Origin of the sequence: Corynebacterium auris, assembly GCF_030408575.1 — a bacterium.
GTDB classification, from domain to species: domain Bacteria; phylum Actinomycetota; class Actinomycetes; order Mycobacteriales; family Mycobacteriaceae; genus Corynebacterium; species Corynebacterium auris.
Map to the genome: position 1 here is coordinate 2,170,561 of NZ_CP047047.1, position 22,587 is coordinate 2,193,147.

A 22,587-nucleotide genomic window follows, 5' to 3' on the forward strand; every position below is an offset into this window, starting at 1 on the left:
TTTCTGATGTGTTCATTGTAGGAGTCAGACGCCTGCGCATCGCCGCGGCCATCCTCCTCGCCTGCCTGGCCTTGAACCTGCTCACCCCCGCAATTGTCGCCGTGCAGCGCACCCTGCCGCGCCCGGCAACGTTCGCAGCCACCTACGACGGGCCCGTGCCCTACTCGGTGGAGGCCAGCTTCTCGCGGGGCGCGGCGCGCGACGAGGTGAACATCGAGGCACGCCTGCTTATCGACGACACCGAGCACCGCGACTCCTACACCGCCCGCGCCGATACCGCCCTACCCGTCGACGACCGGCAGGGCCTGACCTACGCCTTCCCCTTCGCGCCGGAAAAGCGCAGCTACCCGTACTCGGACCCCTTCGCCGAGCGCGCCGTGCCGCTCGATTACCTCGGGCCCGGCAACGTGGCCGGGTTGGAGACCTACAAGTACCGGGCCGAGGTGGCGCAGGGGGATTACCGGGCGGAGCGGATCTTTGACCTGGAGCGGCGGACCGGGCGCGTGCTCGACGAGACGTGGACCGCCTCCGGCGGGCCCGCCGAGGGGTTTTTCCGCCTCTCGGAACAGACGCGCCGGGGGGCCATCGATACGGCGCGCGGCGACGTGCTCGTGCTGCGCGCACTCGAGGTGCTGGGGTGGGTCACGCGCGCCGTCGCGGTGCTCACCCTCGCGTGGCTGGCGGTTGCCGTTGCGCGCCGCTAGGGCCTGGGGCGTTGTCCTCGTCCTCGCCGTGACGTGGCCCTTCTTCCTCCCGGGCGAGTCTTTCGCGTTGCGCGACATGATGGTGCTACCGGACATGGCGCTCACGCGCGCGGCGCTGGGGTTAGGCGACCTGCCCGCGCGCAACGTCCCGCAGGATGCGCTGCTCGGCGCGCTGCCCTTTCCCGTGCTCATCGTGCGGGTCATGGCGGTGGCGGCGGCCGGATGCGCAGCCTGGGCCGGGTGGCGCGCGGCGGACTCCGCGTGGGGAAAGGCGGCCGCGATGACGGTGGCGGTGTGGAATCCCTTCGTCGTGGAGCGCCTGCTGCAGGGGCAGTGGTCGCTGGCCGTGGCGGCGTGGCTCATGCCCTGGATCGCTCTCGCTCCGGCGTGGGGGTGGCGCTGGCTGGCGTCGCTCACACCCACCGGGGCGCTCGCCTCGCTCGCGGCCTCGCGCAGCGTCGGCACCGCCGTGTTTTCCGCGGCGCTGTGCCTGCCGTGGGTGGTCCCGGCTGTCCTCGCGGGCGGCGGGACGTCCTCGGCCGCGTCGGTGGAGGTCTTCGCCCCGCGCGCGGAGGAGGCGGCGGGCACCCTGGGCTCGCTCGCTGGGCTGGGCGGGATCTGGAACGCGGCGGCGGTGCCGGCCTCCCGGGAGGCCGGCTTCGCGGTGTTCGGCATCGTTCTCTTTGTCGTGCTTGCCTTCGGCTGGCGCGGGGTCCCGGCGCGCCTGCTGCTCCTCGCTGCCGTGGGCTTTGGCGTCGCGCTGCTGTCGTGGGGCGGCGCGCTGACCTGGGCCGTAACCTCCCTTCCCGGGGGCGGGTTGCTTCGCGACGCCCAAAAGTGGCTCATCCTCGCGCTGCCCGCGTTCGTCTGCGCCGCCGGCGCCGTGCCGCTGCGCGCCGCCCCGGCGGCCCTGGCGCTGGCGCTGCTGCAGGTCCCGGACGCCGCCGTGGCCGTCTCCGCGCTGCGGCCGGTCAGCGACGTGGCGGCCCCCGCCGTCGACGACCGGGGCCGCGACGTCTTCTTCGTGGACCGGCCGGCGCTCGTGCTGCGCTCGGACGGCGTCCCGGCGGTCGACCCGGCGCCCAAGGTGATGAACGTGGTGGAGCCGGGCGAGCTCGTCGTCGACGGCGTGGTTGTGGACGAGGCCTCGCCGCGGTGGCGCCGCGCCGCAGCGCAGGTCGACGACCCGGCAGCGCTGCGCCGGCTGGGCATTGGCCTGGTGGTGCACCCGGACGGGAGCGCGACGGAGACGGGGGCGCCGGCGCGCGGCCTGCCCCCGCTGGGAGTGGCGCTGCTGGTGGCGTGGGTGGCGATGGGCTTGTGGGGAATGACCCGCCGTTAACCTTTAGTTAACCTCACTCCTGGACGTCCGTTCATTGGATTTCACCCATTGTTATAAACTGGTTATATGCCTTCCTACCAGCGCAAACAGGGCGATAAGTGGGCATTTCCCCACAATTTTTCGCCGTTCGGCGGCCGCGGCCTTGCATGGGTAAAAACCGGGTTATAAAGTTAACCGCAGTTGAACGAAAGGTTACGTGCTGACGTGACCGCGATTCGAGCAGGAAGGGTGATGCACGACATGAGCCACGCACTGATCCGGCCGCTGCGCCAGGAAGCCGTCGATAGGCGCTCCGCGGCGAAGGTCGCGATCACCACTTGCAACCCCGACTCGAACTAACCCCCAGGAGGAAAAACCATGGCCAAGAAGAACATCAACCTCAACACCATCCGCGAGGCCCTGAGCACCAACCGCCACCGCGGGAACCGGGTCCGCGAGACCTACGAGAACGCCCACAGCAAAGACAACGCCGACGTCGATTTCATGCCGCTGTTCATCGAGGCCGAAATGCTCGGCCGGATGCGCTTCGGCTCTCTCTAACAATTCCCCAAGGAGGGAAACACCATGACCAAGAAGACCATCGACTTCAGCATCATCCGCGAGAAGGCCCTGCGCAACATTCGCGAGGACCTCATCTCCACCTGGTCTGACCGCTACGCGGAGAACCAGATCAGCGACAACTTCGACTCCGTCCTTGCCTCGCACCGCGAAAAGGCAACGGTGGACAACTTCCTGCCCGTACTCGTCGAGGCCGAGATGCTCGACCGCCTGCGCAGCGGCGCGCTCTAACCACCCGCGAGCAGCTGCGCGAACTTGCGCCCCGACTCCTCCCAGGAGTAACGCGCGGCGCAGGCGCGCGCGGCAGCGCCGAGGCGGGCGCGTGCGGGGGCGTCGTCAAGCAACGCCCTCGTGACCTCGATAAACTCAGCGCGATTGCGCGCCAGGCGGCCTGTGGCCCCGTCGACGACGGAGTCCCGCAGGCCGCCTGCGTCGTAGTAGCCCACGGTGGGCACCCCGTGCTGCGCCGCCTCCGTCACCGCGATCCCCCAGCCCTCCTTCGCGCTGGGCATGAGGTGCAGCTCCGCCCGCTCGAGCAGGGCGTGCTTGTGCGCCTCGTTGACGTGCCCGTGGAACACCACCTTGTCGCCGTAGGGCTCGGCGTAGGCGCGCAGCTTATCCTCCCACCAGCCGGACCCCACGATGTCGAGCACCACCCCGTCGAGTTCCGCGACCGCGTCGATGGCGTGTTCGAGGCGCTTGTGCGGCACCAGGCGCGAGAGGGTGAGGACGTGGACGAGGCCGTCGTCGACAAGCGAGGGCACCCCCTCGGGCACCGGGTCGGCCCCGTTTTCCACAATCGCGATGTCGCTGGGGGCGACGCCGAGGGCCACCAGGTCCGCCTTCGACGCCTCCGACACCGTCACGTACTGCGCCCCGCGATAGACCCACGGGGCCACCACGGACTCCAACAGCCACCCGAAGCGCCCGATGAACGGGCCTGCGACCGGCCACTGCTCCTTGTGGCAGTGGTGAGTCAGCAGCACCGACCGCGCCCGCGAGTACGCACGCGCGAAGAAAGGAATGCCATTTTGGGTGTCCACGATGACGTCCGGGCGGTGCCTCCACACCGACAGCGGCGCCAGCAGGTACACCCCGTACTTCCCGCCCGCGCGCTCGTAGCGCACCCCGCCACGCGTCGAGCGCCGCGGCGCGTCCGTGTGCTTCGCCGTGCGGTAGACCACCTCGTGGCCCCGCCCGGCGAGGTATTCCCCCACGCGTTCGAGGTAGCGCTCCGAACCGCCGCCCTGCGGGTGGGTGGTATCGCGCCAGCATAGGAGAAGTATCTTCATAGGTTATGTACCGTACCCGCCGCCTGGCCACGCTCCGCCGTTCCCTTCGGCTTCTGCGGTCCTTCCCCTACGAGCAGGTGCGCCCGAGCATCTTCTACTCCGGCCTCGCGCGCGATACGCGCCAGCTTCTCGACGCCCTCTCCACCGACCTCGCCGGCACGCCCGTCCGCGGCGTACGCGTGCTCGACGTCGGCGGCGGACCCGGCTACTTCGCCGACGCCTTCGCCGACTCCTTCTACGTCGGCCTGGAGCCCAGCGTCTCCGAGATGAGCGCGGCCGGGCTCACCGGCTACGGCGCGGTACGCGGCGACGGCGCCGCCCTGCCCTTTGCCGACGCCTCCTTCGACCTCGTCTACTCCTCCAACGTGGCCGAGCACATCCCCAACTGGCGCGACATGGGTGCAGAGATGCTGCGCGTGTGCCGCCCCGGCGGGCTGGTCGTGCTGTCCTACACCGTGTGGCTCGGCCCCTTCGGCGGCCACGAGACCGGACTGTGGGAGCACTACGTCGGCGGCGAGTTCGCCCGGCGCCGCTACGTGAGAAAGCACGGCCGCGAGCCGAAAAACGTGTGGGGCACCTCGCTTTTCGACGTCTCCGCCGCCGCCGGCCTCAACTGGGCCCGCGAGATGCAGACAGCGGGGACAGGCGAGTTCGTGTTCGCCTTTCCCCGCTACCACCCCCGGTGGGCGTGGTGGCTCACGCGCGTCCCGCTGCTGCGCGAGTTCGCAGTGTCCAACCTCGTGGTGGTGCTGCGCGCAAGGTAAAACGCCGGTTTTCGGAACCGCTTATTTCACCCAGACAAGGACATTCCCTTTGCACTTCCCTGAGAGGTTGTGAACGGTGTGAATGAAGGGGGCCTCCGGTAGGGGTGTAGGTATCCAGCCGAATGTTAGGACCACGTGTTTAGTAACGGTGTGGTGAGTATCGAGTAACGCCCGGGTGAGTATCGAGTAACACCCGGGCGTTTTGGGGTTTCGGTGGGGTTATTAGGCCAGTCGCATGTTGGTGCCTTCGAGTGTGATGATTTCGGCGCCGGCGACGAGTCGGTTGAGGATGGATTCGGCGATGACGGCATCCGGGATGGATTTGTACCACTCGTCGGGTGTGAACTGGGATGTCACGATGGTGGATCCGCGGGGTTGGGCCCGACCCCTGGGAAGTGGGCACAGGGAATTGAACTTATGCGGTCAGGGTGAGTTTACCGCAGGTGCGGTTTTCGTACTCGATGGGCGAGAGATAATCGCACCATGAGTGTCTGCGCTTCTGGTTGTAGCGCACACACCACGCGAAGACGTCCCGTCTGGCGTGCAGCATCGAGTCGAAGCATGTCCGGTTGTGCAGCACCTCGCGTTTTACTGTCGCGTTGAACGACTCCGCCAGCGCGTTGTCTGCGCTTGTTCCCACCGCCCCCATCGATTGGGTCACCCCTAGCATCGTGCATCGTGAGCGAAATGCCTTCGAGGTATAGACACTGCCGTGATCTGAATGAAAAATCGCTCCTTTCAGACTGCCCCGGGCGCGCCGCGCTGAGTCCAACGCATCGATAACCAGATCGACGCGCATGTGGCAAGCAATAGAAAATCCCACCAGCCTGCGGGAATAACAATCGATCACGGTGGCAAGATACATAGTGCCGCCACCGGATACCGGCAGGTAGGTAATGTCGCCGACAAGCACGCGATTCGGCGCCGGGGCATGAAACTGCCTGCGAACAAGATCCGCAAAAGACACTGCGGCCAGCATCTGCCACGGTGGTGCGCACGCGACGTTTCTTCGTCAAACCCCTGGATGCCCATGGCCTTCATGATGCGTGCAACGCGTTTGTGATTGACCACCTCATGCGCCCCCGAATCAGAATCGTTCAACACCGCGGCGATGCGCTTGGCTCCGTAGAGTCCGTGTTCGTCGGTGAACACAGTGCGGATACGAGCACCAAGAACAGCATCGTCAACAACCCTGCTGACGGCGCGCGGCCTGCGTCTTTTTCCACTTGTAATAGGAAGATCGCTGCACCTTCAGCACGTCGCACATCCGTGTGAGCGAAAACTCGGTGCGATGGTCCCAGATGAACGTGAAGCGGATCACAAGCCCATCTCTTTCGCACAATACTGCGCCGCCTTGCGAAGGATATCTCGCTGTTGTTGAAGAAGCCGGTTGTGCTTCTCGAGCTGTCGGATCCGCTCTGAATCCGATGCTTTTCGGGCTCGAGCTGCGGCATCAATCGCGCGGGCTTTTTTGCCCGTGCCGTAGCGCTTGACCCAGGCAGCGAGACTGCCACGGTTAACACCGAGATCATGAGCAACCGAGTCAAGAGACACACCGTCTGTGTCTTCATACATCGCGACCGCGTCGCGCTTGAACTCCTCAGAGTAGGACTTACGAGGCATGAACAGAGACTACCTTCCTCCGGCTATCAACCGGGGCTAGCCTATGTCCACCAACAGGGGGTCAGGTCCATCGCCGAGGCGACTTCGGTCACGTCGCCCGGTGCACCGCCTAGCGCCTCATGGCACTCGACAGCATCCGTGGTATCCGGCGCCGGAAGAAAAAGCCCTTCCACCCGTGAGCGCTGCCCCCGATAACTGCCCAGTCGACTTGGTCGAGCGCGACTTTTGTGTCGATGCGCCGAACCGACTGTGGGTTGCGGACATCACATACATCCCCACGCGTGTCGGGTGGGTGTACGCCTCGTTCGTCCTCGACGCGTACACCCGGCGAGATTGTTGGCTGGCCCATCACCAACCACATGCGCACATCACTGGCTAAAGACGCACTCGACATGGCCTTGTCAGCGCGCCTGCGCGCCGGTGACAACGTCTCCGGTCTGATCCATCACTCAGACAGGGGCGTGCAGTACAGGTCGGTCGTCTACGGAGAGACCTTGGCCCAGTCGCAGGTTATCGCCTCGGTTGGCTCGCGGGGAGACTCATACGACAACGCAATGGCACAAGCGCTGAACTCCGTATTCAAAGCTGAACTCATCGACCGAAGGGCCTGGCCGGGGCTGCGAGACGTTCTCGTCGCGACCTCGACATGGGTCGGCTGGTACAACAACCGCCGCTTGCACTCGGCGCTAGGGTACCGCCCACCCCGCCAGGCCCATCAGGAATACACCGCCGCGAAAGCCCAAGCGGCCTAGTCGACAACAATAGGACCCTCTACAAAACTCGGGGCTTGACAGGTTGATCGGCTGATCTGCTTTCTCATTGAGTTCGATGGTCATTCTCCTGACTCCGATGGTGCCGTCGAATTCCCGGTGATACTCGCGCATGCGCTTAACCAGCGCTTTGTCGGCGTCTCGGCGGGCGGCGCGGGCGTCGTATCCGGCCCGCCATCTGTAGAAGCTCGACCGGCTCAGGCCGAGTACCTGGCACAACCGCTTCACCCCGTGGGTGGTGTGGTGGTCGTCAACGAACTGGAAGCGGCTCACCAGGTCGTCTCTCCCGCGAAATATTTGGCCGCCTTGCGCAGAATGTCGCGCTCGGTCGTCAGCTTCACTGTTTCGGCTTTCAGGCGTTGGACCTCTGACCGCAGGCGGACCAGCTCATCCTCGGGGTCCAGCCCCTGGTCGGCACCAGCGGGGGACGTCGAGGGAATCTGCCCTCGGTCCCGACGGGCCTTGTGGACCCAGGTCTTCAGCGTGCCGCGGGCGATCCCGAGGTCTTCCGAGATCGAGGAATACGAGGCTCCCTCGGTGGTCTCGTAGAGCCCGACCGCGTCGGCTTTGAATTCATCGGAGTAAGTGTTTTTCGGCATAGTGTCTCAGCTTTCTCCGGTCCAGTCCGGACCAGTTCCAGCGTGTCCACTAAACGGGGGTCAGGCCCGAAACTCCTTCTGGATCAGAGCCTCACACACAAAACACCTGACACCCTCAAATTCCTACCCTCCATTAAACCCGGGGCGAACCAACCACAAGCACGTGGAACGGCTGATGCGCACCCACAACATCGTCGGTGTGAACCTACGTAAACCGAAGAAGACCACGGTCAAGGACCAGGGCGCACGCGTTGTCGACGACTTCCTCAAACGCAAGTTCCGGGCTGAGGCACCGAATCAGGTCTACGTCGGCGACATCACCTACCTGCCCTGCGGGCAGGGCCAATTCCTCTATCTGGCCACCGTCATCGACGTGTGCTCCCGGCGTCTGGTCGGCTGGTCGATCGCCGACCACATGCGCACCAGTCTCGTCGAAGACGCCCTGGAAAACGCGGCCCGGGCGCGGGGCTCGTTGGCCGGGGCCGTATTCCACTCCGACCACGGACGGCAATACACCTCCTCAGCCTTCCAGACCACCTGTCGGCGGCTAGGAGACCGCCAGTCGATGGGCCGGATCAGCTCGAGTGCGGATAATGCGATGGCCAAGTCGTTCAACGCCTCCCTCAAGCGAGAAACTCTCCAAGGTGCTCGTGGGTGGGACTCTGCCGAGGTGTGCCGTCACGAGGTCTTCCGGTGAGTCACCCGCTACAACACTCGCCGGCGCCACTCAGCCCTGGACTACCGCTCGCCCCCTGCCTTCGAGACCGCGACGACGACTGCTACCGTAGGCCTCGTTGCCTAACTGACACCAACGCCGTGTCCACTACTCGGGGGACACCCCCACTCATGGTGCGATTATCTCTCGCCCATCGAGTACGAAAACCGCACCTGCGGTAAACTCACCCTGACCGCATAAGTTCAATTCCCTGTGTCCACTTTCCAGGGGTCGGGCCCCCCACAGCCGACAACGACGCGCAGCTGGAAGGGAAGCGCGCAAAACCACTAAACAAGGATTCATCTACCCCGCCGCATTCACCGACGACTCCCCCTTCCCCGCCACCATCACAGACATCACGCATATGAGCATGGATGAGTTCCTCCCCTTTTCCGCCTGGGAGTACGAAGAGAAAGCCCGCCAGATGCAACGAGAAGACCCCTCGGTGACATGGATGGAAGCCCTGGATGATTTCTCATCGAGACTGATCCGCATCACTGACCCCGACACCTGGGGCTACCGGGGCCTCATCCTTACAGAGCTCGATATCGCGAGCAAAACCAGCAAGCACACCACCATAAACGCTCTCGCCGAACTCGCCGATCTGGGCTACATGGTCTGGGATCCACTCAACCGCTCACACGTTCTTTCCATGTCGGCACAACCCGACCTCTAGCCGTAGAAGACTACCCCCGCACGGAAAAATACTTTCCTCGCCGAGCAAAATCATTCGCTTTGCTTTAGTATGGTGATTGGCCGAAGGCTTACTTAATAAAGCCTTGCAATTCACTGCACACAAGGCGGTAGTCTATGAAGCTCGGTACAAAACTTGTCGCTGCGGCCACCGCAGCTATTACAGCGTGCACATTGACCGTTGCCACCGCCCCGGCAGACGTGTTCCACGGCTACTGGATCGGCGGCAGGATTGAGGAGACCTACCACCGGCTTGGTGGATGGGGCAGGTTCGGGGATGCCACCACACCGGAGAGTGTGGCTGCATGGAACGGTCGTTTCCAGGTCTTCCAACGCGACGCCTCCATCTACTGGCACCCCAACGTCGACAACGGCACCGCCCACCAGGTCGGAGGACGCATCCGCGACAAATGGGGCGATCTCGGGTGGGAAAACGCCGCACTGGGCTACCCCACTACCGATGAGTTGAAAACACCTGACGGTGTGGGGCGGTTCAACCACTTCCAGGGCGGATCAATCTACTGGTCGCCGAACACCGACGCACACCAGATCTGGGGCGGAATCCGCGACAAATGGGCGGCGCAAGGATGGGAGACCGGGCCGTTGGGCTATCCCACCACCGATGAGTTGACAACCCCGGATGGAAAAGGCAAGTACAACCACTTTCAGAACGGATCGATCTACTACTCGCCTGCTGGCGGGGTACACACTGTTAGCGGGAAGATTCGCGACTTTTGGGCCAAAGCCGGCTGGGAGAAAAGCCCCCTCGGATTCCCGTCGTCGGATCCGTACACTGCCGGCGGCGGGATGAAGCAGAATTTCATCGGTGGTTCCATCCAAGCGTTTGAGCCCACCGGTGTAGCCCTGGAAAAGTTCGATAACAAGGCCTACTCCAGCTACCGGCAGGTCTACCCCCTTTTCGCAAAAGAAGACCTTCCTCGCTGGCACGCCGCGGGCGCACACCGCGAACTGATTCAGAACATGGACAAGTACTTCCCGTTAACGGGGTGTCCGAAAGAAATCACCCTGGGTGTGGTATGCACTCTCACCGGTGTCGGTGGGTACCGCGGAAAAGTCACCGTTGACCGTATCTCGGATACCGGATTCACCTTAAAAACAGCCGCCGACCACCCCGAGGGAGCTGGTCGCCTGCTGACCATCCGTTTCGACGAGGTCACCGCCCCACCGGCGGATGAGAAAAACCTCGTCTTCGACACCGCCGACATCAAGACCCGCTACACCGGGTCGAATAAAACCTGGATCCGCCTCATCGTCGAATCCTCCGGACCGACAGCATCCACCCAGGTACAAGGACCGTTTAGCTCCGAGCATATCGGCACGCAAATCTGGGGGCCGTTTGCAAGCAAACTGCGCACCACGCTGGATAAATCCACCACCACCTACGTCCCGCTGACCCCCTAACCCCGCACACGCAACCATCTCGCCCCCTCCGGTTCCGACCGCCCACCCCTTTTGCCCGTCGAGACGAAAGACACCTGCCATCATGCACACTCGCCTGCCCCGCTTGGTGCACGCTGCTGTCGCCGCAGCAGCAGCCCTGATGACCACCGCCGCGTTTGCTGCCCCGGCACTGGCGAAAACCACCGTCGACACCATCGCCGGTGACGGCGGGTTAACCCAGCAAGCCTGCGGTATGCAACCGCAACAAATCCGCGTCGACTCGTCATCCGTGCAAGGCATGTCCGCCTGCTTTGGGCTTGTAGCACCCACGGGGTGGGTCGCGGTCAACATCACCGGCTCCTACGGCGTGGTCAACAACCTCACCGTCCCCGTTGCCGTGGCTTTCAAACTGCCCGACGGTGCCGTCTACTTCCAACAGACCATCCAACCTGGACAGGTTAAGAGTGTTGACGTTGACCGCCGTGGGTCAACCATCGTCGAGCTGCAAGTTAGCCCCGTGGCAACCTCCACCGGCACATCCACCGCCACGTTGACACCGGCGGCCGATAAATCCAACGTCATCACCCTGCGCAGCGCAGGAAAACTAGCGCCCGGACGTGTCCTGCGCATCAGCTGGGCAGGAGTGTCCTTAAGCGCACTGGATCGCAATAGCGGGTTCAACGACCGACTGGATGCATCCTTTACTGTTGTTCCTGCTCTCGACGGCACACAATGCGTCTCCTTAGAGTCCGCCGCCTACCCGGGAGTCTTTCTGACAATGAGCACCACAGGAGCGGTGCAAACAGCCACCAACCCCGCCCCAAAATCCGCGACCTGGTGTGCCAGTGCAGCAACAACGACACCCACCGGGGTGCATCTGGCTAACGCCTCAAACCAAACCCGCCTCCTTGCTGCCGCAACCGGAGGAAAAGTCACCACCAGCACCACACGCAGCCTCGAAACTGTGTGGTTTAGCGACCAGGCTCTCGCCTGGCCAGGAAAGTAGAATCCCATGTTGCCATCCCATATGCGCACCGGCCGAGTCCGCCTGTGGACGCATCGTTTTCTCGCAGGATCACTGGTCACCGCGATCGTTGCTTCAACCTCCCAGGCCGATGCCATCGCCCAGGACGAAGCACAGCGACTGTCCGAGGAGATCACTGCTTCAGCTGAAGCACGTTCGTTTGCTGTCAGCATGCTCGATTCCGCGTTTCCCGCCTCACGCGAAGCTGCAGTAGACGCCCTGAGCGGCTCCGAGCGGAACTGGTCGAACTACGTCGATACAGGGCGCGAGATTGCACAGCAACAGGACCTGCGCAGCATCATGTCCACACTGTCATCTGTGAGCGGACCGACGGTGCAGGACCGCGCCAATGAACTGCTCGCTTCCGGAACCACAGAGGAAATGGGCGAGTTCATCGAGTCAGGGTGGCAGCAAGCTCAAGCACAAGATGACCGTGCAACTGCCTGGGAAGCCGCAGAAGCCCCCGAGGGCTCCACTCTAAAAGCAGCCGCTGACGAAGCACTGCGGATCAACACACCGGACGCACTCGCCGAGTTCGCGGCCACAGGGCAGGAAACAGCACGCGCGCATGACCGCCGGCGTGAAGTCTACGAGCTGACGAACTCGCCCCTGCCGACAGTTGCGGCCAACGCCGCGGAAGCATTGCAGGTGGGAACAGATACCGCGATCGAGGGGTTTTTGCGCTACGGCCAGTTCGTCGCGGCTACCCAAGATGCCGAAAGGATGGACATTTCCCAGCTGGTCGAAATGGCCATCACAGAGGCTGAGACCGCCACAAACGAAAACAACAAAGCGTGGATGCAGGCTGACCGGGCGGCACGCGCAGCTGAAGCGGCCCGCATCGCGACGGAAAAATCCCGCGATGAAGCGCTCGCCGCCAATGCAGCCCAAAACAGGGCCGGAAACGCTGCAATTGCGGCAGGTAACCTCGCCACCCAGTCAGCGCACGTCGCCGATCAGGCAGTAGCCGCCTCACAGGAGGCACGTCAAGCCCTCCGGCAAACCGCTGATGCCCTCTCTCGTGCTGCCTCCGCCTCTGCGCGCGCCCAAGCCGCCGCAGCGGCGGCAGCCTCAGCTGCTAACGCCGCAGCATACGATGCAGGTTCCGCTGCGGCAGCGCGCCGCGCTGCTGAACAGGCACGCAACGCTGCTCAAGCCGCGCAGCGATCCGCCGAAGCATATAACTATGCCTCCCAAGCCGCAGGCTATGCCCAATCTGCTGGACGTGCCGCAGGATCAGCGGCAGCAAACGCCGACGCCGCCGCCACAGCAGCAACCAACGCCGCCAGTGCGGCAGGAGTCAGTGAAGCCGCCGCGGCTGAAGCCCGAGCCGGAGCAGCCCGCGCCCGCAACGCCGCGGCCCGCGCCCGCAACGCCGCTCACCAGGTCGACACCCTTGTTGCCCAGATTCAGGGCCTGGTTGAAGAGGCGAAAACCGCCGCACGCGAAGCTGCCGACCATGCACGCAGAGCTGCCGACGCCGCCGACGCTGCGGCACGCGAAGCGGGAAATGCACGCTACGCCGCCACGTTTGCTGGCCAGCATGCCCAGGCCGCAGCCGATGCAGCGGATAAAGCACGCCGCAACACAGACCTCGCGGTCAAAACGCATCAGATTGCAAACGTAAGCGCCGACCAGCGCCTTGAAGACGAACGTGCATTCCTGAAAGATCAAGCCCTCGCAGCACGCGACGTTCAAGACGCCCAAGATAACGCCGCGGCTGAAGAGCGCAAACGCCGTGGCGAACTTACAGCTCGCATGGAGGCGCTGACCCAGTCGCTTCCTGACAGTGAGGACAGCTTTACCCCCACCGATGAATCTCTTGGCGATATCCGCCAACTCGCGCTTGCTGCAGCCCAAGTCGGATCCCCCGCTGTTGCGGGAGCGGCGAAAGTAGCCCTCGAAGGAAACACCGACGAGGATCTCATTGACTTCGCCTTCTACTCCTATCCCGACGCGGTCGCTACTGATGACCTCAACGAGGTCAGCTACATCGCCCTGTACGACCCGGATGAAAACATCCGCGCCGCCGCCGACGAAATGGGCTACGAGGACGACGCCGCAATCGCGCGCTTTATCAACGACGAGCTTCCCCAGATGCGCCTGCCCGGCCTTATTGCGCAAACCTGGCAACTGCGTGAAAGCGCCGGACCTGCCACGCAAGCCGCCGCAGACGAAGCACTGCGCACCAACACATTTGATGCCCTTAATACCTTTGTCCACGGCGGCGGATACGACCACGCCCGCTACACCGACCAGCTGCAGGAAGCCTACGCCCTGACAGAATCCGGAGGCCGGGAAGTCGCAATCGCCGCCGAAGCGGCAGTAACCGGCGACCGTGCAGGTCTCAATGAATTCGTCACTATCGAGCAATACCGCCGCGCGATGTATGACCACCAGCGCGACGCCCACAACGCCGATATTGACGCGCTACTCGAACTCGGTAAAAACGCGGCCCTTACCGCCTCCCAGCAAGCCGCCGACGCACAACAAGCCCACCAACGCGCCCTGGGGTCGGCAGCCCAAGCCGACCAGTACGCACAGCAAGCACAGCAATGGGCAGGACAAGCCCAACAATCAGCGCAACTCGCCCAAACCCACGTCGCCTCCGCGCAACAAGCGCTAACCTTCGCCAAACAACAGCAACAAAAAGCCCACGCCGCCGCAGCATCTGCCGAAGCCGACGCAGCACAAGCAACCAGCAACGCCGATCAAGCCACCGCATATGCCGCCACTGCCCGCACTGCAGCGAACAACGCCGCAGCCTCCGCCTCATCCGCACGCCAATCCGCCAACGCGGCCAGCCACGATGCCGCCGCCGCATCACAAGCCGCCAACGACGCCTACAACGCGGCATGGCAACTCGAACTATCCGAACTCGAACAAGCCCGCTCCGCAGCCGCAGAAGGACTCATCACCACTGAGACGCAAAGCGCCCTCGATAGAATCCGCAACGCGATCGGGAAAGAAAACCTCGACCTCATCCTCGACCTCATCGGGGTAGGCGACGTCCTTAAATGCTTCCGCGGACAAGTAAACGGATGCATCTGGGCGACAGTAGGAATCCTGCCCATCGGCAAGGCAGCAAAAATCGCCAAAGCCATGCCCGCCATCCGCAGGCTCATCGCCAAAGCCGGCGACATCAAACACGCGTTCAGTAATTCACATGTCACAAAAGCGCTCAACGAAGCGCTCAACCCCGTCGCCTGCCGCATCACAGGAACCATCGCCCACACCGCAGGAACGCCTACCTACGCCCCCGCGATCTACCACCCTACTGCTGGGACCACAAGCCCCTACGCAATAGCCGCTTCACAATGCCCAATCCCATCCACAGTCCAGAAAGTAGGACCGTTCAACCGCAACCCAATCAACGCTGAATTTGCAGATGGTTTCTGGCGCGACGGTGACCCCGCAAGAATGCCGAAAGATTGGGAGTTTGGTCCAATCCGCTTTACCGAAAGAGGATTCCCGAACTTCAATGCGCACGTTCATACTTACAATGGCAGGAAAGGCGACGTAGTGATCAAGATCACGGGTGATCGTGATGCGGATTACCGCGCAGCAGACAAAGCATTAGGGCTTCCCCCAGGATACAGGGAACGGGAAAAGCTAACATGGCACCATCACGAAGATAAGGGTCGGATGCAACTCATTCCAACGAAGCTGCATAAAGCCGTCAGACATACCGGCGGTTTTTCAATGCACCGGCCCTAAGCTCTAGCGGAGACAGAATGTCGAACTATACTTCTCTTTTCACTTCAACCGGCCAGCCCGCCGATCCAGCCCGTATTTCCGAGATAGAGCAGGGCCTCGGAAAAGTGCTGCCCGTGGACTACAAGAACTTGTTGATACAAACCGGTGGAGGGGTACTCAATCCCGACCGCAATTTTCTCAGCAGAACTGCATCGTCCGGCGGTGATAAGATTGAAATCGCGGTCGACGTCATTTTCGGCAACGGGAAAGCAACCAACGGGGACAACATCGACCTGGTCGAGTATGGAGTCTTCCTCATGGATGAATGGGAGATTCCCGACGAGGTGCTATTGCTAGCTACCACTAGCGATGGAATGCATCAATGCTTCGTCATCAACTACCGTCTCGCTGAATTTCCGTTAGGTTCCGTGTTGCACTTTAATACGGACCCCGAAGGCCAAATGACGCAAGTAGCCGACTCTGTCGATGACTTCCTTTCGCAATTGGGGCCTAATCCCTATATTGAGCCTGGCCGTGTTGATATTCCGGATGACGCGGGCATTATTGGCGTCCGCCAAGGCCAACTCTCCCCAGCCTTACGCGAGGCTATCTCTCAAACACCTACTCCAGGTATCGAACAGCTTTTGCGTAAGTCAGCAGAACCTCTCGCGCTTACGCCCTCTGTATCCATCAGCAAAAACTCCGTCGAAACCAGACGCTTCCTGGATGTTCTTTATTGGATAGCCCAACACGTAGCCCCTCAACCAGATCCGCAAACCTTCGTCTACCCGGAAAATGAAGAGAGCCCAGTTTCGCTTCACAAGTTGATTTCAGAGTCATTCGTCAACCCTGACTTGAATTGGCTGTCTACGTACTCCTACTATCCCATATCGGCGTGGTGGGAAACCCGCGTCGAAGAAGGACGATTGCGGCCATCAAAAAGCGGGTATGTCCTCGATAGTGACTATATCGATACAGTTCTGGACGAGTTGCGACCGATAGAGCCAGCGACGGATTTTTAACGATAGCTACATTTTTCTGAGTCCGGTATTTGTCAACCTTTTGTGAGTCGTTGGTGGTGAAGATTGATGCCAACGATTGGGTTGGGGGATGGGGCTTGTGGTGGTCGGCGGTAGCGCTCGGGGTGGGCAGCGTAGTGGGCATCTAGCGCGTGTTGGCGCGCTTGGCGGCGTGTTTGCCAGGTGCCGGTGTAGACCTCGTCGGGGCTGTAGAAACCAATACCGGAATGCAGATGCGTGGTGTTGTAGCTTTCGATCCAGGACGCGCACCAGGCTCTGGCGTGGTCCAGGCTGGTAAATATTCCGGGGTAGCTCGCGTGGGTTTTCATCGTCGCGAACACCGCTTCTGAATAGGGGTTGTCGTTGGACACCCTGGGCCGGGAATGCGATTCAACAACCCCGTGGGCGTGGAACACGTCGGTGACCGCGCCGGCGATCATCGCGGCGCCGGAATCTGCGTGCACCACTTTTGGAGTGTGTGTCTGATCTGTTAGCGACGCTTGAAAAGTAGCCCGCTTACGACGGTCGAAAAGTAGCCCACCGACAAGATTGGATGGGTGATATCCGTGGAAGAGTGGGCCGAGATCAGGTATCTGCGTCGGCAGGGCCTGTCGATCAGGAAAATCGCGGCCGAAATAGGCTGCGCGAAAAAGACGGTGGAAAGGGCGCTGGCCTCAGATGCGCCACCTGTGTACAAGAAGCGTGCAAGATCCGAGACCAGCTTCACCCCGTTTGAACCGCGGGTTCGTGCCCTGCTGGAACAGACCCCGACGTTGCCTGCCACTGTGATCGCGCAGCGTGTGGGGTGCTGTGGGTCGATCACATGGTTTCGCGACAATGTGCGCCGCATCCGCCCTGACTATCAGCAGGCGGACCCGGTGGACACGCTGATTCACCGCCCTGGTGAGCAAATCCAGTGTGACCTGACTTTCCCCGCCGGCGGGATTCCCGACGGAACCGGGAAGAAAGTAGCGTTTCCGGTGCTGGTGATGGTGGCGTCGTATTCGAGGTTCATGGCCGCGCGTGTGCTGCCGTCACGCACGACCGCAGATCTTGTTGCAGGGATGTGGGCCTTGTTGTCGACATCGTTTCAGGCCGTGCCTGTTAGGACCACGTGTTTAGTAACGGTGTGGTGAGTATCGAGTAACGCCCGGGTGAGTATCGAGTAACACCCGGGCGTTTTGGGGTTTTGGTGGGGTTATTAGGCCAGTCGCATGTTGGTGCCTTCGAGTGTGATGATTTCGGCGCCGGCGACGAGTCGGTTGAGGATGGATTCGGCGATGACGGCATCCGGGATGGATTTGTACCACTCGTCGGGTGTGAACTGGGATGTCACGATGGTGGATCCGCGGGGTTCGTGCTCTGCGAGGATGTTGAGCAGTTGGTGTGCGGTAGCGGCATCGATTGGGGTGGTCAGGAAGTCGTCGAGGACTAACACGTCTGTGTGGTGGAGGTCTTCGAGGAATGTGATGCGGGCTGGGTCGTCGTGTTTGAGCACGGCGAGGTGGTTGGAGAGTGTGTCGGTGCGGAAGAAGCGTGCGGAGTAGTCGTTTCGGCACGCCGCGGTGAGCAGTGCTTGGGCGAGGTAGGTCTTGCCGACGGAGGATTTGCCCAGGATGACAATGTTTTGTGCGCTTTGGCACCATCGGCAGTGAGCGAGTCGGGTGATTTGCTCTTTGTTGATGGTGCGGCCGGGCGTGTAAGTGATGTCTTCGATGCAGGCATCGGGATTTGGCGATCGGGATGCTTTGAGCAGTTTGTTGACTCGCCTCTCACGCTTGGCCGCTACCTCTTTGTCGAGTGCGTAGAGCACTTTGTCGGAGAAGCTCCAGTCGTCGAATGCGGGATCGGCGGCGATGTCGATGACGCTTTGTCCGAAGGCGGTCATGCGCAGGTCGGTAAAGATCGGCAGGACTGATTCGTCGAGGAAGCGGGCAGATGCTGATGCTGGTTGTGGGTGGGGCATGGGTTATGCAGATCCCTTCTTGGTGAGGTTGTCGAGGCTGAACTGGGCAGCACCACCGAGGTAGGCGCCGCGTGTGTCACGCGCTGTCGGCGCAGGTACGTCTTGGGTGGGTCTGCTTGTTGGCAGATCGGTTGAAAGGTCAGTGCCTGTAGGCCGTGTGGAGGTGTCTTTGCGCACGGCGGCTATCATGTTTTTCACCGCGGTATACGACACGGCACGCCTGGCGCCGTCGGTGGACACCAACCGTCTGCAGGCTTCTTCGAGGATTGGTTTGTTGGTGTGTTTGCCCATGTTGAGCACGTTGCGGCACGCTTGGTATGCCTGGGCAGGGATCGCTTTGGCTTCGATGAGCTCGGCAATCACCTGGCGGGTGGCCGGCCCGATTTTGGCGGCTTCGCGCAGGAAGTACTCGAGAGTGTCCGTTTGTTTGTGTGCGGGGGCTTGGTTTACAAGTAGTTGGCGAACCGGTCTGGGTAGGCCACGGATAGTTGGTTGATGGCTTGTTTCCACCCTGAGGTTTTCGCTCCTTCAATATAGCCGTTGCAGTCGATTGCCCGCTTCGCTCGTGTTTTGTCAAGTTGTTGTAGGCCGTTTCGGCGCGGTTTTTTAGGCCGGTGTGGCGTGGTTTTGGGCCGTTTGGGCGTTGCTGGGTTTTTGGGTTATTTCATGAGGGCGTTTGCCATGCGGTAGGACTGGCCGGTGAAGGTGATCATGCGGCCGTGGTGGACGATGCGGTCGATTGCGGCGGCTGCCATGTCGTCGCTGCCGAAGACGTGGCCCCATTGGGAAAACGCGAGGTTGGTGGTGATGATGAGGCTGCGTTGTTCGTAGGCATCGGCGATGGCTTGGAATAAAAGCCTCGCCCCGTCGGTGTCGATTGGGATGTAGCCGAGTTCATCGATGACGAGCAGTTCGTTTTTGCCGAGGGCTGCGAGTTCTTTGTCGAGTTTGCCGGCAAGTTTTGCGTTGCGCAGATGGTCGACCAGGCTGGCGGCGGTGAAAAACCTTGCAGGAGTGCCTCTGAGACATGCTGCGGTGACCAGGGCGATGGCGAGGTGTGTTTTGCCGGTGCCGACATCACCGTAGAAGACGAGGTCTTCACATCCGTTGAGGAAGTCGAGGGTGGTGAGGTGTTCGCGGGTGATGTCGGCGGGCAGAGTTACCGGGGACCAGTCGTAGTTGTCGAGAGTTTTTCGTACCGGGATTCGTGCTCGGTGTATCAGGCGGCGCGCTCTAGATGCGGATCTGGATTCAAGTTCAGCTTCGAACAGCTCAATGAGTATGTCGCACTGGCGTGGGGTGGCATGGTCTGCGCATTCGCGTAGCACCGCGGTGGTGAGGTAGAGCTGGCGACCGAGTGTCACCACGCGGTCTTTGTTGTTGGTGGTGTCGGTGCTCATTTTAGGTCGCCTCCACATGATCAGGTGTGGTGGTGCTGGTGGCGAGCAGCTGATCGTAGGTGGTGAGATTTGCTCGCGCGTGCTGTGTTGGTGGTGGGGCGCTGTAGCGTGCGGCGATGCCGAGGTGTGGCCCGGTCGGTGTCGCGTTGGTTTCCAGCAGTGCCGCGGCAGCGGTGACGGTGGTGTCGAATCCGCATTCTGTGGCGGTGGTTTCGGCGTGGGTGAAAAACTCTCTGCGGGTTGTCGCATCTGCTGCGTCGAGATAGCCCACGACAGCGTCCGGCATGTGGCGGCGAAGTGGTGAGTTCGCCCACGCCCCGGGCTTTTTCGCCAGCGAAGGCAAAACACTCAGCGGGTTGATCACCGTTTCCTCTGTGGTGCCGAAGACTCGTGGCAGTGCGACGATGCGTCGGGTGTTGTCGTCTAAGACGGTGACGGTGTCATGCGATAGCTCCACCGTGACTTGCCTTCCCGCCCAGGCAGGGCCCACAAGGTAGCGATTGCCGCCGACTGTGACGACCCCGGTCTTATCGGTGCGGCGCACTTCGAAGCGCACCGGGTTAAACCTCACCGACGGGCACGCTTTGAGCGCTTGCTGATCCTGTTGGAATAGCTCCGCGATCGTGGCCGACTTTTTGTAGTGGATCTGGTCGGCAAACGCGGCGCACCCGGAGCTGAGATAGTCGTTTAGCTCCGCCAGGCTGGCTACTTCAGGCACAGGCACACACAGGTTGCGCCGGATGAAGCCGACCGCGTTTTCCACGTTGCCTTTCTCATGGCCCGAGTACGGGTTGCAGTAGCGAGCCTTCGTCCGATAGTGCGCCTTAAACGCGGCGAAGAGTTCGGATTCCACCACGTTGGTGACCCAAGCGTCGCCCAATGGCGGTGGCGTTGTCGAAGACCATCTCAGTCGGCACCCCGCCGGCGGTGTCGATGACGTCCAACAGGCCGGTGATAACGCACTCAGCGGTCTCTCCGGCGAACGCCCTGCAAAACCGCATATTCGAGTACGGAAACGTCACCACCAAAAGGTGCACCACCTTAGCAGTTCCCGCCATAACGACCTCGGCCTGGCCGAAATCGACCTGGATGACCCCAGGTGACCATTCCAACTCCATGAACCCATCCCCTGGGGATTTGTGGTCCTGTTTCCACTGCTTGACGTAGCGCTGAACCGGGGAATACGAGCCGGTATATCCGTGCTCGTCGACGAGGCGGTCGCAAATGCGTCGCGCGGTGTGGCGCTGCTTTCGCGGCATGCGCTGATCATTTTCAAGCCAACCATCAATCACGGCGCACAGCGTCTCACCCAGCACGATCGAGCCGGGTTTACGCACCGTCACCGGCGGAGTGGGGCTGAAATCTTCCTGATTGACGTACTTATCGACCGTGGCCCGCGCCACGTTTACCGCTTTGGCAATCGCTCGTCTGGACATTCCCTCGTCATCGAGCTGCCTGATAGTTTCGACCGTGGTCATGCTGATCGTCATCTACTTTCTGGTCCTTTCCTGAAACATCCACGTCCCGGACCTCGCGAATAAACGAAGGCGGGACATTTCTCAGGAACAGAAACCTACTGGGGGATCGTTATCGGCATGGCCCTTTCCCTATCTAAAAAAAGGGGCCACACCAGTCACAGCCACATGGGGAAGTGGCCTAATTTTGCGCGCTGAAACGGACCAAAACAGGCCGCCAACACGGCCTACTTCCCAAGCCGAACCGGACCAACTACATCAGATCAGACACATCGCTTTTTTCGCGCGTTGGGCGGCGCGTTTGTCCTCGATGTTGCAGACCATCAACCACAGCGTTTTCAACGCCGCAGCATCCGTGGGGAATTGGCCGCGGTTGCGGGTCGCTTTCCGCAGCTCAGCGTTAAGCGACTCGATGGCATTGGTGGTGTAGAGCACCCGGCGAGCTGCAGGCGGGAACTGCAGAAACGGTATAAACCTCTCCCACGCGTCGCGCCAGACTTTCACCGACTGGGGGTACTTCCGCCCCAGTTCCGAGGCTTCGAAGGCATCGAGGGCGGCGCAAGCGGCGTCCTGATTCGGTGCGGTGTAGACCTGCCGCAGCGCGCTGGATACAGATTTGCGGTCCTGGTAGGACACCCACCTGTTGGCGGCCCGGATCAGGTGCACGATGCAGGTTTGTACCATCGAGTTCGGCCAGGTCGCTTCCACAGCCTCAGGCAGGCCTTTCAGCCCGTCGCAGCAGACGATGAACACATCATTGACTCCACGGTTCGCCAGGTCCGCGCACACGGATGCCCAGAATGCAGCCCCTTCATTGTCGGCGATCCACAAGCCCAGGATGTGTTTGGTCCCGTCGATGTCGATGCCAACAGCCATGTAGCAGGCTTTATTGACCACCCGGTGACCGTCGCGGATTTTCACCCGCAGCGCGTCGAGGAAAATGACCGGGTAGAACTCATCGAGCTGACGGTTTTGCCACACCATCACCTCATCGAGGACCGCATCGGTGATGGTACTGATGGTATCCGGGCTGATGTCCACCCCCAGGGTCGATGCCAGGTGGTGCTGGATATCGCGTACCGTCATTCCGCCGGCGTAGAGCGAGACGATCATGTCATCGAGCTCTGTCAGCCGACGTGCCCCTTTCGGCACCATGACCGGGTGAAACGTGCCCGCCCTATCCCGAGGCACTGTGATATCTACCGGGCCGTAGCCGGTGCCCACAGTTTTGGTGTACGACCCGTTACGGTGATTGCCACCGTTTGAGGGGTTTACCTGGGCTTTCGCCGCGCGATCAGAGTGTCCGTACCCTAAAAGGGCGTCCATTTCCGCCTGCAGACCCGCGTTGATCGAGGCTTGCAGGAGACCTTTGACCAGGTCGCTGGCATCGTCGACGGAGGTTGATAGCTCGCCGATCAGTGCGGCGATTTCCGGGTTTTCCATCAGCTTCGCGCTGATCTCGTTGACCCTGCTCGGGTCATGGCCTTTCTTCGGTGACACAGTAGTCATTATCAGTGAAAGTCCTTCTGGATCAGAGCCTCACACA

21 protein-coding genes and 3 pseudogenes are annotated in these 22,587 nt (G+C 61.7%); 13 read left to right on the forward strand and 11 right to left on the reverse strand.

Annotated features, from left to right (window positions below):
* Positions 1-8 precede the first annotated feature (8 nt).
* The 4 genes from CAURIS_RS10325 to CAURIS_RS10340 all read left to right on the forward strand — a co-directional run bounded on the left by CAURIS_RS10325 (position 9) and on the right by CAURIS_RS10340 (position 2,835).
* Complete coding sequence (locus tag CAURIS_RS10325; protein ID WP_290341976.1) at positions 9-704, forward strand: porin PorA family protein; 696 nt, start codon at positions 9-11, stop codon at positions 702-704.
* Positions 685-2,046 carry an MmpA family trehalose lipid delivery protein gene (locus CAURIS_RS10330; protein ID WP_290341978.1) on the forward strand — a complete coding sequence of 454 codons (1,362 nt, stop codon included), beginning with the start codon at positions 685-687 and terminating at the stop codon, positions 2,044-2,046. The genes CAURIS_RS10325 and CAURIS_RS10330 overlap by 20 nt, the downstream gene beginning before the upstream one ends.
* A gap of 357 nt (positions 2,047-2,403) precedes the next feature.
* Complete coding sequence (locus tag CAURIS_RS10335; protein ID WP_290341979.1) at positions 2,404-2,586, forward strand: hypothetical protein; 183 nt, start codon at positions 2,404-2,406, stop codon at positions 2,584-2,586.
* 24 nt (positions 2,587-2,610) lie between these two features.
* Positions 2,611-2,835: a three-helix bundle dimerization domain-containing protein gene (locus tag CAURIS_RS10340; protein WP_019194784.1), complete on the forward strand. Its 225-nt coding sequence runs from the start codon at positions 2,611-2,613 to the stop codon at positions 2,833-2,835.
* On the opposite strand, the gene CAURIS_RS10345 is transcribed toward CAURIS_RS10340, so the two are convergent.
* The gene (locus tag CAURIS_RS10345) at positions 2,832-3,896 is read right to left on the reverse strand and encodes a glycosyltransferase family 4 protein (protein ID WP_290341980.1); all 1,065 of its coding nucleotides are present in this window, start codon (positions 3,894-3,896) and stop codon (positions 2,832-2,834) included. The genes CAURIS_RS10340 and CAURIS_RS10345 overlap by 4 nt on opposite strands.
* A 5-nt stretch (positions 3,897-3,901) precedes the next feature.
* Between CAURIS_RS10345 and CAURIS_RS10350 the strand changes: the two genes are divergently transcribed.
* Entirely contained in the window at positions 3,902-4,660 is a 759-nt protein-coding gene (locus CAURIS_RS10350; RefSeq protein WP_290341981.1) for a class I SAM-dependent methyltransferase, read from the forward strand.
* 222 nt (positions 4,661-4,882) lie between these two features.
* On the opposite strand, the gene CAURIS_RS10355 is transcribed toward CAURIS_RS10350, so the two are convergent.
* The gene (locus CAURIS_RS10355) at positions 4,883-5,017 is read right to left on the reverse strand and encodes an ATP-binding protein (protein WP_290341982.1); all 135 of its coding nucleotides are present in this window, start codon (positions 5,015-5,017) and stop codon (positions 4,883-4,885) included.
* Between the two features lie 58 nt (positions 5,018-5,075).
* Positions 5,076-6,283 (reverse strand): annotated as a pseudogene (locus tag CAURIS_RS10360) (IS3 family transposase).
* Between the two features lie 554 nt (positions 6,284-6,837).
* On the opposite strand from CAURIS_RS10360, the gene CAURIS_RS11640 reads away from it, so the two are divergent.
* Positions 6,838-7,035 carry an integrase core domain-containing protein gene (locus CAURIS_RS11640; protein WP_353959263.1) on the forward strand — a complete coding sequence of 66 codons (198 nt, stop codon included), beginning with the start codon at positions 6,838-6,840 and terminating at the stop codon, positions 7,033-7,035.
* Here the strand turns inward: CAURIS_RS11640 and CAURIS_RS10365 are convergent.
* Complete coding sequence (locus CAURIS_RS10365) at positions 6,970-7,326, reverse strand: hypothetical protein (protein ID WP_290341983.1); 357 nt, start codon at positions 7,324-7,326, stop codon at positions 6,970-6,972. The two genes, CAURIS_RS11640 and CAURIS_RS10365, sit on opposite strands and share 66 nt — an antisense overlap.
* Positions 7,323-7,652 (reverse strand): transposase, encoded by a 330-nt coding sequence (locus CAURIS_RS10370; protein ID WP_290341985.1) that lies wholly within the window; start codon positions 7,650-7,652, stop codon positions 7,323-7,325. The genes CAURIS_RS10365 and CAURIS_RS10370 overlap by 4 nt, the downstream gene beginning before the upstream one ends.
* 151 nt (positions 7,653-7,803) lie before the next feature.
* Between CAURIS_RS10370 and CAURIS_RS10375 the strand changes: the two are divergent.
* From CAURIS_RS10375 to CAURIS_RS10400, 6 genes and pseudogenes are all read left to right on the forward strand, one after another.
* A pseudogene (locus CAURIS_RS10375) lies at positions 7,804-8,454 on the forward strand (IS3 family transposase); the annotation flags it as partial.
* Positions 8,455-8,737: 283 nt separating this feature from the next.
* Entirely contained in the window at positions 8,738-9,043 is a 306-nt protein-coding gene (locus CAURIS_RS10380) for a hypothetical protein (protein ID WP_290341986.1), read from the forward strand.
* 134 nt (positions 9,044-9,177) lie between these two features.
* Positions 9,178-10,482: an LGFP repeat-containing protein gene (locus CAURIS_RS10385; protein ID WP_290341987.1), complete on the forward strand. Its 1,305-nt coding sequence runs from the start codon at positions 9,178-9,180 to the stop codon at positions 10,480-10,482.
* An 82-nt stretch (positions 10,483-10,564) separates the two neighbouring features.
* Entirely contained in the window at positions 10,565-11,467 is a 903-nt protein-coding gene (locus tag CAURIS_RS10390) for an AbfB domain-containing protein (RefSeq protein ID WP_290341988.1), read from the forward strand.
* 6 nt (positions 11,468-11,473) lie between these two features.
* Complete coding sequence (locus CAURIS_RS10395; protein WP_290341989.1) at positions 11,474-15,202, forward strand: HNH endonuclease; 3,729 nt, start codon at positions 11,474-11,476, stop codon at positions 15,200-15,202.
* 17 nt (positions 15,203-15,219) lie between these two features.
* On the forward strand, positions 15,220-16,203 hold the full coding sequence (locus CAURIS_RS10400; RefSeq protein ID WP_290341990.1) for an SMI1/KNR4 family protein: 984 nt from the start codon (positions 15,220-15,222) through the stop codon (positions 16,201-16,203).
* Positions 16,204-16,235: 32 nt separating this feature from the next.
* On the opposite strand, the gene CAURIS_RS10405 is transcribed toward CAURIS_RS10400, so the two are convergent.
* The gene (locus CAURIS_RS10405) at positions 16,236-16,667 is read right to left on the reverse strand and encodes an integrase core domain-containing protein (RefSeq protein ID WP_290341991.1); all 432 of its coding nucleotides are present in this window, start codon (positions 16,665-16,667) and stop codon (positions 16,236-16,238) included.
* Between the two features lie 99 nt (positions 16,668-16,766).
* On the opposite strand from CAURIS_RS10405, the gene CAURIS_RS10410 reads away from it, so the two are divergent.
* A complete protein-coding gene (locus CAURIS_RS10410; RefSeq protein WP_290341992.1) occupies positions 16,767-17,336 on the forward strand; it encodes a helix-turn-helix domain-containing protein in 570 nt (189 codons plus the stop codon).
* 65 nt (positions 17,337-17,401) lie between these two features.
* On the opposite strand, the gene CAURIS_RS10415 is transcribed toward CAURIS_RS10410, so the two are convergent.
* From CAURIS_RS10415 to CAURIS_RS10440, 5 genes and pseudogenes are all read right to left on the reverse strand, one after another.
* Entirely contained in the window at positions 17,402-18,166 is a 765-nt protein-coding gene (locus CAURIS_RS10415; protein ID WP_290341993.1) for an ATP-binding protein, read from the reverse strand.
* 3 nt (positions 18,167-18,169) lie between these two features.
* Positions 18,170-18,676: a hypothetical protein gene (locus CAURIS_RS10420; RefSeq protein WP_290341994.1), complete on the reverse strand. Its 507-nt coding sequence runs from the start codon at positions 18,674-18,676 to the stop codon at positions 18,170-18,172.
* Positions 18,677-18,825: 149 nt separating this feature from the next.
* Positions 18,826-19,566 (reverse strand): IS21-like element helper ATPase IstB, encoded by a 741-nt coding sequence (istB, locus tag CAURIS_RS10425; protein WP_290341995.1) that lies wholly within the window; start codon positions 19,564-19,566, stop codon positions 18,826-18,828.
* A gap of 1 nt (position 19,567) precedes the next feature.
* Positions 19,568-21,044: pseudogene (gene istA, locus CAURIS_RS11710) on the reverse strand (IS21 family transposase).
* 255 nt (positions 21,045-21,299) lie between these two features.
* Positions 21,300-22,550, reverse strand: a complete 1,251-nt coding sequence (locus CAURIS_RS10440; RefSeq protein ID WP_353959236.1) for an IS256 family transposase — start codon at positions 22,548-22,550, stop codon at positions 21,300-21,302.
* Positions 22,551-22,587: the final 37 nt, after the last annotated feature.